The sequence below is a fragment of the Bdellovibrio sp. SKB1291214 genome, from assembly GCF_002209355.2.
Classification (GTDB): Bacteria; Bdellovibrionota; Bdellovibrionia; order Bdellovibrionales; family Bdellovibrionaceae; genus Bdellovibrio.
This window is the reverse complement of record NZ_CP106855.1, coordinates 2,180,990-2,197,772: the sequence shown is the minus strand read 5'-3', so window position 1 is coordinate 2,197,772 and position 16,783 is coordinate 2,180,990. Positions and strand designations below refer to the sequence as shown.

Here is a 16,783-nt window from a genome sequence, read left to right as displayed (position 1 = left end):
AACGAAACTATCTATTCACAGCAAGATTTTGTTTCTTTACTTGAACTGACTCATTTTTATCGTGAATCGTTTGCAACTTTTCCGCAGTAGATTGCTCTGTCGAATCTGTTGCCGATTCTGCTGTTGCAGCAATCACGTTACCACCTTGGCTTGTAAGCATAAGTGATCCCTCGCCACTCACCTCTTTGATAACGTTTACTATCAAACGAGGACCTTCAACCACAGCCTCTGCACTATCAACACCCATTGTGCCCAAACGGTTTTGACCTTTCAAAACCATGTTGTTAGCAGCGATATCCAAGCCACCAACTTGCACTTTATTAACTAGGTTTACTGCATTCAGAACAAGTGTATCCGCTTTGATCGCAGCACTGATAGTTTGCAAACCCACGTTACCGCAGATGAAAACAACTTTCGCAGACAATGCCACGGACGTTGTATTCTTAAAGTCTGGAAGAGTCTTCGCTTCCAAACCATTCGTATAAGTTTTATCGATTTGATCGTCAGAACATCCCACATTCAAATAGGTGGATTCGACAGCTGCTGAATCTACAGACGTGTCTGTTTGACTCTCGGCAAGGCTGTCTTCGGGCTTAGACGTGACCTCAGCTACCGTACCCGTCGCAGATTTACCAGCCTGTAAATTTAATGAGATTCCAGATTTAAGAGTCTTAGTACCCTTTTCAGCGTCAGCGACAACAAGTGCGCCCATGATAGTTACTTTACCTGGCTGACCGCCGGTCGATGCAGATCCCGTTGGAGTGCCATCGTTAGCATGCAAAGCGACTTTGCTGGCTTTGTCGTCTTTAACCGCACAGGCAGCCAAACTCAATAATACAGCTGTTGCTAATAATTTAGAGATATTCATAAGTGGCCTCCTTAAAAAGGCGAATTCTTCATCCACGCCCTTTTTCAGCAAGAACCACTCCAGCAGTTCCAGTGTTTCAACTGGAACTGTTTCGATTTGAGATTATAAGGGGTCCCTTGAACGGCACCCGGTGACGTTTATGGGCTAGCGCTTCGCTACGGCAATTTCGCGAGATGCCACTTGCCCAGTCAGACGTTTTGAAGTCTTAACCACGGATTTTTTCAACAAGTCCGGGTTGCGCTTAGCAAACTTCGTTTGCTTCGTAGGGACTTTTCCGCGAGCAAACTCTTTCACGGCTGGCTTTTTAACCATGCGAGCTTTTGAAACCGAAGCGACGGCACGATCTGGCGCTTTCAGAGCAGGACGCTCTGGCAACACTGTCTTTACACCTGCGATATTGAGAAGATAAGCACTCGCATAGCGCTCTTCCCAAGAATTAGAAAGATTGCGAGTTTTCGCTTTTAACAACTTAAGATCTGACTTAGACAGTGTTGCCACTTGCGAGCGCACTTGATCTTCGTGCTGACCGTTGATGTGGCCTTTCGACAGATTGACCACTTCTTGCTCGACCAGAACTTGTGCAAGGCTAAAACCTTTGCTTGAATTCTGTGCTGCAACCACTGGCGTTACTGTCTCATTTGGCGTCGTATTATTCTTAGTCAATTCTGCTAACGCAACCAAGCCTACAACGAAGGAGAATACAATCCCGGAAACAATAGCATCGTGATAACGTGACATAGCTGACCCCCGACAATCTTCACATACAACTCTCGTGCCTCGTAAAAAGTTGTTTAACTGATTCCGGCGGGTCGTTTGTGTTCAGGCTATAGACATGCGTTGTTACAACCAACAATATTCCAGGAATTTTCGGAAACCTAATTAAAGAGACGGTGTTCTGCCACCATCAACAGGTAGGTTTATACCATTAATGTAGGAGGCCGCAGGGCTCACTAAAAAAGTGATGCCTTCAGCTGCTTCTTGGGGATCACCAATTCGGCCCGCGGGGATCGTTTTGATCCACTGCTCTTCGACCTCTTCGACGGAATTTCCTGACTTCTGTGCGGCGGCTCCCATGAGTGATTCAATACGGCCCGTGCGAATGTATCCGGGCAGCATGTTGTTCACTGTGATTCCAAAACCACCAAGCTCTCCCGCCAGAGTTTTTGACCAACTTGCCATAGCCCCACGAACGGTGTTTGAGACACCCAAACCTGGAATTGGATTTTTCACTGAGGTCGAAATGATGTTCACGATTCTTCCATAGCCTGATTTCTTCATCGAAGGAACAAGGGTTTGCACCAGCAAGTGCGCGGCTTTTAAATGCGCTTTCAAGGGCGATTCAAATTCATCGACCGACGCTTCCAAAAGAGGTCCCCCTTTAGGTCCGCCCGAATTGTTCACTAAAATCTGGACATTTTCCTGAGCGAGTTCCGGAAGAATTTTCTTAAGAGCCTCGGTATCAGCAAGATCAATCACAAAATATTTGTGGCCACTCCCCTGGAAGGATTTCACGAGCTCTTTTAATTTGTCTTCGTTACGCGCCAGTGCGACCACTCGCGCCCCACGCTCTGCCAGAAGTTTCGCTGTGGCTTCGCCAATACCTTGTGATGCTCCACATACGACTGCTGTTTTGCCTTGAAGATCCCATGAATTCATCGTCGCCTCCGATTCCATTTGACCAAGATTCCTGGGTGCGATCAAAGCAAAAAAAAAGGACATCCTTTCAGATGTCCTTTTTGGTGGTTTCTAATTTATTTAGCAAGCCCTATGATCTGACAAGATTCGCAGTCCACTGTTGGATCATAGCCAGAGTTCCCTGTTTCGCGTTGGCGAATTGCACCCCGTAGGATTGGTTCGCTTCACTCCACACGACTTGACCTTGCACTTCGATAACCTCGTTGCCGTCAGGGCTTTGGATGCGCATCGTGATGATGCCGCCTTTTTCCAGAGCTTGATCGGTGTTGAATGACAGACCGCCTTGAGAGATCGAATTCATAGAACCAATCAACTCGCGATCGCCAACCATTACTTTGATCGATGACTGCATTTTGAAGCGCTCATGACGACGTTTATTTTTTGGATCGTTTGCCATCGCACGTTGACGAAGTACGAACCAGACCGCCATAGGAATCATCATCAAACCAAACACCACACCCGCAGTTGGATTAGCACCCCCTGCACCTGGGCCGTCGTGAATAGCTGTCGTGACCAAACCACAACCTGTCGCTCCACCGGCTGCCGAATCTGAAGCCGATGCTGGATAACGACTGGAAGAATAAACATACTGAGGTTGCGATGCCGCTTCACCCGAACTTGCCTGAACGGCCAAAAGCAATTTTGCAGAGTCGACGCGTGAGCTTGAAGACACATAATTCGCCAAACCCGCAATCACGTCCGCATTCGCTAATAATTTTTGTTTGATTTGGTAACCCGTTAATTGAGGTTCTTCACGAAGAGCTAATGCCGCAACACCCGCTACGAATGGAGCCGCCATCGATGTCCCTGACATATAGTTATAGCCGCCACCTGGTACAGTACTTAGAATGCTTTCACCAGGGCTTGCGATATGAACTGTGGATTTACCATAGTTCGAAAATGAAGAGCGCGAATCACTGGAACCTACAGATGCCACGGAAATAACACTCGGCAAATCATAGTTAGCTGGATACATCGGGATGTTGTCGTTGTTACTGTTATAGTTACCCGCCGCATTCACGATCAAAATACCGTTGTTGTAGGCAGCCGTTAAGGAATCCAACAAAGCTTTAGAAAAGTTTGAACCACCCCAAGAGTTGTTGATCACTTGTGCGCCATTGTTCACGGCATAGTCGATCGCCTTGATCGCCGTTGCCGTTGTACCAGAACCATCTGCGCCCAACGACTTCACCGGCATGATCTGAATTTTAGATTCAGGTAAAGGACGTTGGAAGATATTCATCGCTGCCCCAACGACGATACCCGCCACGTGCGTACCGTGATTGTTGTCGTCGTTCACATTTGGAGAGTTGGTAACAAAATTCCAGCCATTGATGTCGTCGACAAAACCATTGCCGTCGTCATCATAACCCGGAGTTCCGTTTGCCTCTGCTGTATTGACCCACAAAGCACCAGAACCGCCCGTCCCATCTGACTTATAAGCTTTAAACACCGGATGCGTGCGATCCAAGCCAGAATCGACCACCGCAACAATCACTTTACCGGAATTGGTAGAAAGAGAGCTTGAATAGCTCCACGCCGTCGCAACGGCTGTTTTACTAACTACACTTGAAGAGAATTGAGAGTAATCAGTGGCACCCGTAGCCACCCAGTTATTAGAAACCAACGTTTGCAGCGCATAACCTTGAGAGGCCGCTTCAGAATAACTGTTAGCACCCGTCGACCAAATATAGTTAGGTTCTACATATTCAATGTCTGGATCTTGTTTAAGATCTTCCACTTCAGCAGAGGCTGATGCTAAGGAGCGCACCGACACGTGGTACATGCCCAATTTGCTGTAGGCACCCTTCACCGAGACTCTTTGTGCAAGTCTTGAACGGACGCCTTGTTGGTTTACACCCGTCGAACTGTTGCGCACCTTCACGATGTATTCACCCGGAACGACGGTCGACATTTGTGCGAACGCTGTTCCACCGAATGCTACGATCGAGGCGATGAAACCTAATATAACGAGTTTCACGGTATCTCCTTAGAAATTTGACCCTTAACTATTCGGCAAATGGTCTAGGAAAGATGAGCGGAAATGTGCATTAATTGGTGACCCACTTTGAGACGAGCGTAAGCCCTTGATGGCACTGACCTTACCTGATATTACTTTTTTACCGATACAAAGAGAGACAGAAGGATTATCCAGCTATGAAACAGCTTCAGAAAATTTTCTTGCAAGGACTCGTCACGTTCCTACCAATCGCGCTGACGATCTATATCATCTACGCTGGGATCTCCATTGTGGACAGCATCTTGGGCGATGCTCTGCGAACTGTGATGCCTTTCTATATTCCAGGCTTAGGCTTCTTACTGACGATCCTGTTGATCTTCTTTTTGGGCTTCTTGCTGAATAATCTTATCACTGCAGGTATTTTTCATAAGCTTGAGCAAAAGATGACTCAGGTGCCTTTGATCAAGGCAGTTTACAGTCCCCTGCGCGATTTGATGAACATGTTCTCAAAAAGCGGCGGTCCTGGAGGCGCTATGCAAACGGTGGTGTTGGTGGACATCGCCGAATCTGGAATTCGCGCTATGGGTTTAGTGACTCGCGAACACTTTACCGACATTCTGGCGATTCAAGCACAAGCGAACGATCATGTTTCAGTTTACATCCCTATGAGTTACGGCTTGGGTGGTTTTACTTTATTGGTGCCACGCAGTCGCATCACTCCCATCGATATTCCGATTGAAAAAGCTATGAGTCTTGCCATTACCGGTTGGGTGAAAGCTGATAAACACGAGGGGGACAAATAATGGCTTCCGACGCTTCTTGCGCAACAACAGTCAGCAAAGCTTTAAAGATCAATCACGACCTCACACGCTACGGTGCCTTTGCTGAAATTGGCGCAGGTCAAGAAGTCGCCCGTCACTTTTTTCAAGCCGGCATGGCATCGCAGACCATTGCGAAAACAATTTCTGCCTATGACATGGTTGTGAGCGATGAAATCTATGGCCGCGAAGCGAATGGCCGCTATGTTTGTGAACCCCGCCTTGAAAAGATGTTGGATCATGAATACCACCTTTTGATTGAACGCTTAAGTGGTCCTCGTGGCGCAAAAACTTGTTTCTTCTCCTTTGCCTCAACAGTGGCAACGGCTTCGGTCGGTTCCAACAAACAATCTCATGGCTGGATGGGGGTGCGCTTTCAAGCCACTCCCGGTGGCCCGGCAAATGAAATCATTTTACATGTGCGCATGCTCGATCGTCACCGTCTCCAACAACAAGAGGCTTTAGGCGTCTTAGGTGTGAACCTGATTTATGGCGCCTTCTATGGCTTGGCCGATTCTGATAATTTCGTTCAACACCTGGTTGAAAACTTGAAAGAAGACCAAGTCGTTATCGACGTGATTAAATTCAATGGCCCTGCCCTTACCCACTTTGATAATCGTCTGATGAATTTAGAATTGGTCCACCGTGGCTTAGCTGAAGCGATCATGTTCTCGCCAAAAAATGAAATTTTGAACGTATCGGATGCCGTCTATGGCAAAGCGCTATTAATCCAGAGAGGCACTTTCCGTCCCGTGACCACGACTCATATCGATGTAATCCAAAAGGGTGTGGCACAAATGCGTGCCGATGTAAAAGCCACTGAAGGTAAAGACATCGAGATCCTGCCGGTGATGGAACTGACCATGCACAACCTGTTGGCTGATGGCGATGTGAACGAAAAGGACTTTTTAGAGCGCGTGGAAATGCTAACCAGCCTTGGTTACCACGTGATGATTTCTAATTTCCGTTTGTTTTACACCTTGAAAAGGTTCATACGCCGCTATAATCAAAACTTGTTGGCGTTGATTATTGGCGCCAGCCATTTGGATAAGTTATTCCAAGAATCACATTATAAAAATTTAGAAGGTGGTTTATTGGAAGGATTAGGTAAGCTGATGGAGCAAAAAACCAAGGTTTACGTTTATCCTCATAAAACAGCGCAAGTCTGCATGACTACGAAAAGTTTTTTTCCCCCGAACAACCTACGCCACATCTACTCGTACTTCGTGGAAAGTAAGCAGATTGTGGACGTATCAGGTTGTGATGAAACTGCTGACTATTTGCATTCCGCCGACGTGATGAAATTAATCGAAGCGAAGGATTCCCGCTGGGAACAATTCGTGCCGGAAAAAGTTGTAACTGCAATCAAGTCACAAAAATTGTTTGGTTTGAAATAGCCAGAAGAGAAAAAATAGACACCTGGTTTTATTCGTCGCGAGAGATGGTTTATTTCAGGTGTTCGTTTTGCGCGAGTTTACTTGCGCTTTATTGAGATGGCTGGATGCCTAGTGCAAGTTTGCAAGACAAGATAGCAGTGCAGAGTTTTCTTTTTCATTCAGATTCAAAGTCATTTTTGCTTTGATCATTTCTAATAGCTTAGTCATTTACTAACGCCTCCTTTCAGTGAACCAATATACGGTAAATAAGCCGATTTTCTCCAACGCATAACAAGAATTCGAATATTCCCGTAACGCATATTAATTCCTCGACCTAGATCTGGGAGACATGTCCGAAATGTCTCGAAAAAGGCTGTTTTCTCAATCAGTTGTCGGTTGTTTCTCATTGGACTTTCATAAACGATAACGGTTATCAAAATCTTGGATATCTGCCGATGAGCTTTCTAACCTATAACAGTTGGAGGTGCCCGTGAGCCTAGTGCAGCTTATCTCTGGAACCGAATGCAAAATCTCTGTTGTTTCAATGGAGACTCTGAATCTTATCAATGGACTTCTGTCCTCTACTGCTTCTCGCAAAGAAGTCTTCCGCTTGTGCTGCAAAGCGGGTATCTGCCCAGTCACTTTTATCCGACCTCAGAGATAACTTGCTCCGTTCTCCTGCTTTGTCGATCTGTCGGCCTGGGGAATGTCACCTCCGCGACACGCCGTCCAGGCTCAACCGTGGCTCGCCTTCGGCGAGTGCCCGCCGTCGTGGCGCCCACGGAGGTCGCTGCGTTGACATTCCCCAGTCCACCAGCTCGCCAAATCAGGGTTTCGTGCAAACTATCTGGGGCAAATAACTGGAGAGAGAGTATCCGTTGCTGGCAAAGCTCCGGTGGTTGGATTAATGTACCTGGTACCTATTGCTTCACTCGTTGCGTAAAATAAAAAACCACGGCTTTTTTGGCGCCGTGGTTTTTTATTTTTTTGAAGGCTTTTATATTTTAAACGCGGGATTCTAGGAATTCGATCAAGCATTGGACTGCTTGGCCGGAGCCGCCGCTGCTGCCGATGGCGCCGCTTGCGCGGTCGGCCCACGCATAGATGTCTAGGTGCGCCCATTTCTTGCCGCCTACGAATTTTTGTAGGAACAAGGCTGCTGTGATTGCTCCACCGAAACCGCCGCCGGAGTTTTTGCAGTCAGCAAATGGTGATGACATATCACTCCAATATCTTTCGAACAGTGGCATGCGCCAGTTGAGGTCCCCTGCTCTTTGACCTGCTTTTGTCAGTTCGTTCGCTAAGTCGTCATCGTTTGAAAATAGACCCGCGATCTCTGCGCCCAAACCAACCTTAATAGCACCCGTTAGAGTTGCGACGTCGATCACGAATTCTGGAACGTCGTTGCCCTTTTGCGTGCAAGCAACGTCAAGAACATCAGCCAACACCAAACGGCCTTCGGCGTCTGTATTATCGATTTCAACTTTCATTCCATTGCGTGCGGTGATGATGTCCCCTGGACGGAACGAATTTGCATCCACAGAATTTTCAGCCAATGCCAGATAAAAATCCAATGGACCTGGGTATTGGGATTCAGAAGCCCACAATGCCAAACCCACAACAGCGGCAGAACCGCCCATGTCTTTTTTCATCAAGCGCATTGCCGATGAAGGCTTGATATCTAAGCCACCCGTATCGAAAGTGATCCCTTTACCAACGAAGGCTACAGGTTTTAAGCCCGATTTTTTCGTAGGACGGTATTTCAAATGAACCATGCGTGAACCATTCATCGCACCTTGCCCTACGGACAAGTGAAGGCCCATTTTTTCAGATGCCAATTTCTTTTCATCCCAGATAGTCACCGTCAAATTTTTGCCCCAAGCAATTTTCTTGGAAGCCATTTCTGAATACGATCTTGGATTCAAATCATTCGGTGGCATATTCACCAAATGACGAGCCAATGTCACCGCGCGAGCACGGATCGAAGCTTCTCTAATCAAGTCCTTATCAAAAGAGTCAGAATTTTTAACGAGTGCGACTTTTGGCATATCTGCCAAATGTTTTCCGTCAACAAACTGGCGATAGTTGTACGGCGCCATATCCAAACCAACCAAAGCGCCAAGCTCTTGTGCTTTTTCCGTACCCACGAATTCAATGCGCAATGCTTTGATCTGCTGAGACTTGAACTGAGCAACTAAAGCACCGAATTGATCGCGGGCCCATGTATAACCGGCCTCGTCCAACAAACCATCGTGACCGACGGAGTTTTTACCTTTCGGGCGCAAAATCCAAACCGGACCTTGAAGGCCGACGAAATGAGTGAACTCTTTTTCGTTCTTTTTGATAGAGTCCATCTGCCACGCAAGGGCATGTTCCTCTACCAAGTTATTAAGTGTGTTGGAGTCATCAGAACCCAAGAAATAGACGAATCCCGTCAATTCATTCTTAGATTTAAGTTCCTTACCGATATCAAATGTTTCAATCCATGAACGGATTTGAAGCTTTGTGGAAGCTTTTGACGCTGTCGCCTTCTTTTTTGCCACCTAGTTCCTCACTTTTTCTTTGAGCTTAAGACCGAAATCTTTAGAATATTAATATGACGTGGACAGAGACCACAAACCTTAAATTTTGCTTACTCAATGCAGAGAATCTGTTTCTGCTGTTTGATGAGCCACCCACGGCCGAGGTCCTCAAGTATAATGAGCGTCAATGGCAGGGCCAATCCATTTCAATTTATGAGAATAAGTCTTTAAAGAAGTGCGAGGATATCGCGAAATGCCTGCTCGAAGTGAACGCAGACATTATTATGCTGTGCGAAGTCGGCGGTTTTGAGTCCCTAAAAAACTTCAACCACCTCTTTATGAACGACGCGTATTCGCCATGTTTGATTGAGGGAAATTCTGATCGCAATATCGATGTCGGCTTTTTGATTCGCAAGGGCTTGCCGTTTTACTTTGATCTTTTGTCCAACAAGTCGCGCCCCATTAATTACCTTTATCCCCACGAACGCTTGAGCTTGGCCGAGGGGTATCAAGTCAAGGGTGGCAAGGTGACAACCAGCCACAAGTTTTCCCGCGACGTGGTGGAATTACGTTTATTTAAGCAAGACAAAGAAAAACCTTTCATGATCATCTTGCTGACTCACTTAAAATCACGTTTAGATCCTGAACGCATCGATCCAAACGGTTTCGAACGTCGCCAAGCAGAACTTCGTACACTTTTAGAAATCTATCGAGAACTCGAAGAGAAAAACCCCCAGATACCGATTATGGTGGCGGGGGACTTTAATGGAAACGCGGCGGTTTTAAACACTGACGAAGAGTTTAAGGACATATACACCTCGACAGGACTTAAAGATGTTTTTGAAGTGGCGAACCTAAGCACTGAACAGCGCGCCACTTTTTACCAGGTAAAAAGCAATGCCCGAACCGAAGGTCGTCAAATCGATTTCGCTTTCCTGTCACCGATTATGCAAACCTTATTGAAACCCAATTCTGCAAAAGCGTTCCGCTACAAAGACGAATTTGGCAGTGAACGCGGGATTCCACAAACCATGGAAGCTAAAATGCGTATCCCTTCGGATCACTATCCCATCGTGTTCGAAATCGAGAATATTGTTTTGCGCTAAATTGCGGCTCTACAGTTTTCGTTGCCCGTATCGGGGGATTTCGATACATTAATCTCCATGAGTATGCAGAAGTCGATCGTTCCAGAATTCAAAATTTCAGCCAAGGTGGTTTATGTCCCTTCCGAATCAAACCCGGAAAAGGGCTATCACTTCTTTGCTTACAAAATTTCGATCACGAACCAAGGCTCTGCTCCAGCCCAATTGATGAGCCGCCACTGGGTCATTACCGATGCCATGGGAAAAAAAGAAGAAGTCCGTGGCCCTGGTGTTATCGGCATGCAGCCCAAAATTCAACCTGGTCAAACCTTTGAATACGACAGCGCTTGCCCTTTAAATACCACAACAGGCAGCATGCAGGGGCGTTATCACATGGTCACCGAAGATGGCCAAAGCTTCTCCGTGGACATACCAGAGTTTTATCTTGTTGCCCCGAACTCCCTGCACTAGTTACCTATTTAAATCCCTTTTCATTTCGTCAGGCATAATACGCTGACAAATTTGATCCCTGGTATTTCTTAGATCTGCGAGCTCTTCCTTACGTGGAAAATATTCTCGCAAAATGAGGATGCCTTTTTCAGACGGAATCCATTTCAATTTAAGTTAAGCATATTGCCCACGCTCTACGCGGTAGGTCTTTTTAGTTTCCAGCTCTAACTGTTTCCCCAAGGGAATACATGTGCCGTCATATTCAAAACCTTCAAAGTCAGACCCTTTGTAAGCGATGAAATCGATCTCAATAGCGTCGCTTTCTTGAGTTGCCAAAATGGCTGAGCAAAATGCACGATTCACAGCCTGAGAGCGAAGACCTGTCCAATAGGAATTCACTAAGCGATTATCCCCTGGTTGCATCGACAGATTCTCCATAAAAGAATAATTCCAGGAACTCCAAGCGCCCGTGGTTTTTAAGTACATGCAGCTCACATGGTTCACATCTTCAATAGCTTTCGCTGAAATAGACAAAGACAGCACTAGCAGCAAAAACATGGCGCGCATAAGACTCCATTTCTTTTAAAGATATAAATTCATTACGGTTTCAAGGGCCTGTCAATCCGATGCGGCAAAAACCACGAGCATCTAATGGTTGCCTCAGAAATGACCCTTTACAAAAAGGTCTAGTTTTTAAAAACCGCTCTGGTAAACGCGAAGCGGCCTGTGCTAAACCCTTCCCCAATTCGGGAGGCCAAGATGACATTTAAAACCCTTCGAGATCTTTTAAAACTACCTAAGAAGGACATGTGTATGTGCATGGTCGTTTCTGAACAAGAAGGTGCCGAGATTTGGATTAATGGCGAAAAGACAGCTTTGCAGACTCCCCGTTTGGTAGCCATTCCGAAAAATGAAGATGTTAGAATTGAAGTTCGTCTAACCGGGCATGAGCCTCATTGGGCGTTGGTTAAAAGCGCTCACAACTTAAGCTATTACTATTGCAACCTCGCGCGCATTCCACTTAGACTGGTACGCGATGAAATCGACTACTGTGCCACTGTTTAAAAAAACTGAACGCCTTATTCTTCGTCCCTTAGATATTCATGACTATGAAAACTGGGCACAGGCTTATTCAAGTATGCGTCCTCCCCAAAACCAGTGGGATGAAGCGAATTGGATCGAATCCGAACTAACAAAACCCAAATTCAAGGGGATGCTTAAATCAGAACTCCACCATAGAGCTGAAGATCGCGTATATCGCTTTGGTGTTTTCCGCAGAGATGATGGCATGTTGTTGGGAGAAGTCTTTATCGGAAAAATTCTCCGACATACTCTTCAAACTGGAATCATAGGATATCGCATTTTCAATAATTTTTGGAAACAAGGATATGCGACTGAAGCATGTGCAGCTGCCTTGCAGATTGCATTCAAAGATCTAAGACTTCACCGCATTGAAGCACATGTCGAGCCCACGAATAAAGCATCCATCAAAGTCGCAAAACGCATCGGCTTAAAAAAAGAAGGCATCAGTCCTAAGAAAATTTTTGATGATGGAAAATGGCGGGATATGATTAATTTCGCGGCGACCTGCGAAGATTACGGAATTAAGTATAAATTTCCACCAAAGTCGAAATAAATAACACCCCAAGTCTATGTCATAGATCACACCATGCCTTGCGAACTAACAGCTTTCCGATAGTTCACTGGCGATCACTCCTTCAGAGGTTCAGAATCAGATGCAGGATCTGATCCTCTAACAAAGGAGTTAGTTATGGCCCAACCAGCAACATACTCTCAGGCGAAATCTACAGCCTCTGATGCAGTTTCAAAACTGCAAACTGGCTATAAAGAAATTCAAGGAAGAGCTCGCGAAGCGATCGACACCTCTTCTGATTTCGTAGCTGATCACCCCGTCAGTTCCGTACTTGGCGCTTGCGCCGTCGGATTTGTGGCAGGAATGTTGATCCGCTCACGCCGCTGGTAAAACAGCAACGAGGGCTTTTCCGAAGGCACCCCATGGAAAAGCCCCCGTTCATTTTTTTCGAAACCAAAACAATTACCAATCCAAAAACTTTTAACACTCGTGAAGGAGCGTTTCATGATGAAAATTCTGGGCAGCATATTAGGTCTTTTAATGGGTTCAACGTCCTTGTTTGGACGTGGACTGAATATCGATTTCAAAGGCATTCAAGCCAGTGTTTTCGATGAGCTTGCTGTCAGAACCAGAAAACCTGTGATGTTGGTTCTTCTGGGTTTTTGCGCGACAATGTTCTTTTGCGTGGGGTCCTTTATGGCGATCATCGATGCAACTCGCCAGTTTGATTTAACCGGTACAGTGGTTGCTTCGGCGACATTATGGACCGGTATTGGTATCGCTGCGGCAACGTTGGGCGGATATATCTATATATTTATGCATGAGTGGCCAGGACTGAAAGAAGTGAACGCGCAAAGAAAAGCTGAGCACGAAGCCTACGAACGCGAACAAGAAAACCAAGCACAATATCGTCCTTCCGACGTTGAAGGTGCTCTGGCTGCGTTGCTGATGGATTTTGTGGAAAGTCGCAAAAACAGACGCGAACACAGATTTGCAGAACGCGAACAACGTCGCGCTGATCGCGAAGCCCGCAGAGCGGAACGAGAAGCAAAACGCGGGACTCGTTATGAGCAAAGCGGAACTTCTTGGAATGCCGATCAAAATCAGTCTAACCAAGAACCTCCACGTCATTAATTTATATTAGTAGTTTCGGAACAAGCGCCAGCCTTTTACCGCAGCGGTAAAAGTCACGGCGCTTGACGAATTTTGAAGACCTGGAGAATAAGCAAATTTCAGGCGTTCCAACATCCCGCCATTTCCTGGTTCCACCGGAATATCAAACTGAAATTGTTGCTGCTGTTTAGACACGCCTATCATCGGATAGTAGGTGTATATATCAGTTCCCCGGGATGTCTTAAAAGTCAGAGAACTTCCTGACGACAATTCACCATCACTAAAGAATATGATTTCCATCGTCGCTTTCGCAGCCTTTAATGGAATCAATCCATTCATATTCAAACTCGTGAGTGTACGATCATTTTTATTAAAGCGAAAATCCTTGTCAGTGATCGGAGAGTTTAAATACAAACACTCTCCGTTCCCCGTATCCACAAAGCGCATAACTTCGCCGTTAAAGACTGCGACAAACCAGAGCATTTCACTGAGCTGAGAATATTCTTTAGGAAGAATCGGTGCCACGCCTGTAGGTGACGCCAACAATGTCGCCCCCGAACCATCCGCCTTAGCGATCACATAGACATCCAAACCTCGATTAAAGTTTCGCCCGAGATTGCGGTCCACGCCCCCGGCGCCTACTTTATTGACTTCCAAGCGAAGCATATTTGTTAAAGGTAAATTACTAAGGCCCTTCGAACCCAGCAAGATGACTGAAGGAGCAACCCCCAATCCTCGAAGGACAATGGAATAAGGATCAAAGCGTTCAAATATTAAGCCACGTTGGATGTAACTATTCGAGTTGATGACAGTGATTGGATCACCGCCACCGACTCGTTGGGTGCCAGGGCCTAGGCTGTCAATCAAAGCCTTTTGTTCTTGTTTCGAAATACTTGCCGCTTCAGGTGCTTGATCGTTTTTTGTACAAGCCGAGAAAGACAACAAAGCTGCAAACACTAGAATGATATTGTTCATCACACCCTCAAAAATTGAAACCAATTACTATCTGCTGCAGGAACCTGTACCCGCACTACCGCTGCTATTACCGGACGAGCTGTTTGATCCGTGGCCACCACCATTACCATTACCGCCGCCGCGATCATTACCTCCGCCGCCGCTGCTATTGGAACCGACGTAGACTGTAACTTTCTGACACTGAACTTTACCGTTGGTATCAACACCCGTCATGTACGAGCCTTCTTCGCAGACAAGATCCGAGCTTACTTGATTCGTCGTCAATGAGCTTGTTAACGTCGTATTGTAGTAACTACTTAAAGCCACGGTAACTGTGTCGTTGATAGGGCGAAGTTCCACACCTTTTAATTTCGAAAGATCTTGGTGATATTCAATCTGCACGAAGACATTCATTGCATCCGCTCGAGCACAGCTTGCAACCGGCGTTGTAGCCTTTGCCCCCGTCATCCCTGTCGTAGCAGTAGACGCACACACAAGTTGCATCTCTGAAGTGATTTTCAAAGGACAAGTCGCCGACCATGTTGAACAAGATTTACCTTGCAGGTCATAGAACACGTTATCCCCAGCGAGCTGCGCTCCCAAGGCATCGATCAACGTAAATTTGTCCTTTTTTGTGGAACAAGCGGTGCCACTTAGGCAAGCACTCAACGTTTTATTTTCTGTCAAAGCTGCACTTCTAAGAATCGAAGCACCGTTGATGGCATTCATCCGCACGGCACTACGCATGGATTCAACGCCACTTTTTGCAGAATAGATTGTCACGTCTTTTTGCATTTTCACCATCACCGTCGTCATAACTAACGAAATCAGTGCAACCAGACCTGTCGCGACCAAAACCTCTACCAATGTAAAACCTTTGTTACTTGATAAGTGGTTTTTCATAATCACCTCGCAGAATAATTGCGTGCCGTTTTAAGTTCTAAAATTCTAAATTTAAATTCAGCCATTGGAACGCCACTGTTCACCACAGCCAGCTGATTTTTCTCGCTGGCGATGTTTGGAATCTGCCGAATGATAGACACCACCTGGCCGGACTTAGCAGCTTCCGGCACATACAGGCGTACCACTTCTTGATCGGCCTTTGTGCGCAAAACAATCCAACCCGGCTTCGTCATATTGCTAGTTAAACGAAAGCGAAACTCCACCTTCGCGGAGCCCATGTTAGTGGGCACTCGACCGTTCAGTGAAAACTGATTTGAGACGTCATAAAAACCGTCCTGATTCGACGGAAACGTATAAAGGAAACCTCCGTCGCCCACGTCTTTAAATGGCTGAATCATGCCGTGGCGAATGTCAAAAGACCCTAAAACTTCACTGGTCAGAGTGTATGGCTTTGGCAGTTGAATGCCTTCGCCTACGGGAACAAAAACCAACTTGGCATTTTTTCCGTGTGCTTCAGAGATCACATAGATATCCGCTCGGCCCGAGTGAAGATCCGTGATTTTTTGAAAGACGCCGCCCTTTAAAAAGTTCGTAGCAAGCTGCGCATGGAGACGTCGTTCCAACGAGATCGAAAGAATCTGCTGCGATCCCGCAACCACGACCTCTGGCAAATTACCCATAGGCACCAAATCCACAGAGTTACCTGACTGGTCCAAACGGAAACCACGTTGTTGAAAACCACGACCATTTATAATCAAGGCCTGACTCATAGAGGCCATCAACCAAACTGCTAACAGAGTGATGATATTGAACTTCATCATAGAGAACCCACTGGCGAGCAAACAGGTTTGTTATTCACGAGGTCCACTCCGCGCATCAATGACCCTGTAGGGCAGCTTAAGTTTTTAACGCTCTTATTGCCCTCTTGAGCTCCAGAAAGTGTTAACAATGTCGTCTCCATGGAATCGCGAATTCCATAGCTTGCTGATTTTTTTAAAACACTTGGGAAAATCGCAATGGTTGTTACCAAGTAAACTCCCCCGGCATAAATACACTGTGGAATACCGCGGTTGCACACAGGTTTTGCAGCTGCTGACACTTTGATTGGACAAGCATCACTCCATTTATCACAAGGAGCACCTTGGAAATTAAAAAAAGAATTTGGAGAAGCGACTGGCGCCTGATTCGGCATTGCTAACGTGAAGTCAACCGCTCCGGCAGGAACGCATTTGTTAGTTCCTAATATACAATCTTTGATCATCGCATTTGCTGCCAACGTCGCACTGTAATTGATCGCTGTGCGATTCAGCGACAACAAACGAACATTGTTTTTAACCTCGTCCAAAACTGAACGACGTTTAATCATTTCAACCTGTTGGGTGTTGTTGGACATTTGTGTTGCAAACACATAGCCACCGACACTTACGATGACGATTGTCACCATAAGC

At 46.2% G+C, this 16,783-nt stretch carries 17 protein-coding genes and 1 pseudogene; 8 read left to right on the top strand and 10 right to left on the bottom strand.

What is annotated here, in order from left to right:
* Window positions 1-7: 7 nt before the first annotated feature.
* The 4 genes from B9G69_RS10915 to B9G69_RS10900 all read right to left on the bottom strand — a co-directional run bounded on the left by B9G69_RS10915 (window position 8) and on the right by B9G69_RS10900 (window position 4,544).
* A complete protein-coding gene (locus B9G69_RS10915; RefSeq protein WP_088615041.1) occupies window positions 8-868 on the bottom strand; it encodes a hypothetical protein in 861 nt (286 codons plus the stop codon).
* A gap of 144 nt (window positions 869-1,012) precedes the next feature.
* Window positions 1,013-1,606 (bottom strand): hypothetical protein, encoded by a 594-nt coding sequence (locus tag B9G69_RS10910; RefSeq protein WP_088615042.1) that lies wholly within the window; start codon window positions 1,604-1,606, stop codon window positions 1,013-1,015.
* Window positions 1,607-1,747: 141 nt separating this feature from the next.
* Window positions 1,748-2,524 carry an SDR family oxidoreductase gene (locus tag B9G69_RS10905; protein ID WP_088617137.1) on the bottom strand — a complete coding sequence of 259 codons (777 nt, stop codon included), beginning with the start codon at window positions 2,522-2,524 and terminating at the stop codon, window positions 1,748-1,750.
* Window positions 2,525-2,633: 109 nt separating this feature from the next.
* Window positions 2,634-4,544: a S8 family serine peptidase gene (locus B9G69_RS10900; protein WP_265437736.1), complete on the bottom strand. Its 1,911-nt coding sequence runs from the start codon at window positions 4,542-4,544 to the stop codon at window positions 2,634-2,636.
* A gap of 176 nt (window positions 4,545-4,720) precedes the next feature.
* On the opposite strand from B9G69_RS10900, the gene B9G69_RS10895 reads away from it, so the two are divergent.
* Entirely contained in the window at window positions 4,721-5,326 is a 606-nt protein-coding gene (locus B9G69_RS10895) for a DUF502 domain-containing protein (protein WP_088615044.1), read from the top strand.
* Entirely contained in the window at window positions 5,326-6,738 is a 1,413-nt protein-coding gene (locus B9G69_RS10890; RefSeq protein WP_088615045.1) for a hypothetical protein, read from the top strand. The genes B9G69_RS10895 and B9G69_RS10890 overlap by 1 nt, the downstream gene beginning before the upstream one ends.
* Before the next feature lie 983 nt (window positions 6,739-7,721).
* On the opposite strand, the gene B9G69_RS10885 is transcribed toward B9G69_RS10890, so the two are convergent.
* On the bottom strand, window positions 7,722-9,260 hold the full coding sequence (locus B9G69_RS10885; protein WP_088615046.1) for a M17 family metallopeptidase: 1,539 nt from the start codon (window positions 9,258-9,260) through the stop codon (window positions 7,722-7,724).
* Between the two features lie 53 nt (window positions 9,261-9,313).
* Here B9G69_RS10885 and B9G69_RS10880 point away from each other — a divergent pair, with 53 nt between their 5' ends.
* Window positions 9,314-10,345: an endonuclease/exonuclease/phosphatase family protein gene (locus tag B9G69_RS10880; RefSeq protein WP_088615047.1), complete on the top strand. Its 1,032-nt coding sequence runs from the start codon at window positions 9,314-9,316 to the stop codon at window positions 10,343-10,345.
* 57 nt (window positions 10,346-10,402) lie between these two features.
* On the top strand, window positions 10,403-10,792 hold the full coding sequence (gene apaG / locus B9G69_RS10875; RefSeq protein ID WP_141096895.1) for a Co2+/Mg2+ efflux protein ApaG: 390 nt from the start codon (window positions 10,403-10,405) through the stop codon (window positions 10,790-10,792).
* Between the two features lie 153 nt (window positions 10,793-10,945).
* Here apaG and B9G69_RS10870 read toward each other — a convergent pair whose 3' ends face one another.
* Entirely contained in the window at window positions 10,946-11,329 is a 384-nt protein-coding gene (locus tag B9G69_RS10870) for a hypothetical protein (protein ID WP_141096896.1), read from the bottom strand.
* 201 nt (window positions 11,330-11,530) lie between these two features.
* On the opposite strand from B9G69_RS10870, the gene B9G69_RS10865 reads away from it, so the two are divergent.
* From B9G69_RS10865 to B9G69_RS10850, 4 genes are all read left to right on the top strand, one after another.
* Window positions 11,531-11,836 (top strand): hypothetical protein, encoded by a 306-nt coding sequence (locus B9G69_RS10865; RefSeq protein WP_141096897.1) that lies wholly within the window; start codon window positions 11,531-11,533, stop codon window positions 11,834-11,836.
* On the top strand, window positions 11,808-12,407 hold the full coding sequence (locus B9G69_RS10860) for a GNAT family N-acetyltransferase (RefSeq protein WP_088615051.1): 600 nt from the start codon (window positions 11,808-11,810) through the stop codon (window positions 12,405-12,407). The genes B9G69_RS10865 and B9G69_RS10860 overlap by 29 nt, the downstream gene beginning before the upstream one ends.
* Before the next feature lie 135 nt (window positions 12,408-12,542).
* Window positions 12,543-12,755 (top strand): DUF883 family protein, encoded by a 213-nt coding sequence (locus B9G69_RS10855; RefSeq protein ID WP_088615052.1) that lies wholly within the window; start codon window positions 12,543-12,545, stop codon window positions 12,753-12,755.
* Window positions 12,756-12,869: 114 nt separating this feature from the next.
* Window positions 12,870-13,499 (top strand): hypothetical protein, encoded by a 630-nt coding sequence (locus tag B9G69_RS10850; RefSeq protein WP_088615053.1) that lies wholly within the window; start codon window positions 12,870-12,872, stop codon window positions 13,497-13,499.
* Window positions 13,500-13,505: 6 nt separating this feature from the next.
* Here B9G69_RS10850 and B9G69_RS10845 read toward each other — a convergent pair whose 3' ends face one another.
* From B9G69_RS10845 to B9G69_RS10830, 4 genes and pseudogenes are all read right to left on the bottom strand, one after another.
* The gene (locus B9G69_RS10845) at window positions 13,506-14,453 is read right to left on the bottom strand and encodes a hypothetical protein (RefSeq protein ID WP_088615054.1); all 948 of its coding nucleotides are present in this window, start codon (window positions 14,451-14,453) and stop codon (window positions 13,506-13,508) included.
* Window positions 14,454-14,480: 27 nt separating this feature from the next.
* The gene (locus B9G69_RS10840; RefSeq protein ID WP_088615055.1) at window positions 14,481-15,335 is read right to left on the bottom strand and encodes a prepilin-type N-terminal cleavage/methylation domain-containing protein; all 855 of its coding nucleotides are present in this window, start codon (window positions 15,333-15,335) and stop codon (window positions 14,481-14,483) included.
* Window positions 15,336-15,337: 2 nt separating this feature from the next.
* Window positions 15,338-16,156 carry a hypothetical protein gene (locus B9G69_RS10835; protein WP_265437735.1) on the bottom strand — a complete coding sequence of 273 codons (819 nt, stop codon included), beginning with the start codon at window positions 16,154-16,156 and terminating at the stop codon, window positions 15,338-15,340.
* Window positions 16,153-16,782: pseudogene (locus B9G69_RS10830) on the bottom strand (hypothetical protein); the annotation flags it as partial. The gene B9G69_RS10835 and the pseudogene B9G69_RS10830, both read right to left, overlap by 4 nt.
* Window position 16,783: the final 1 nt, after the last annotated feature.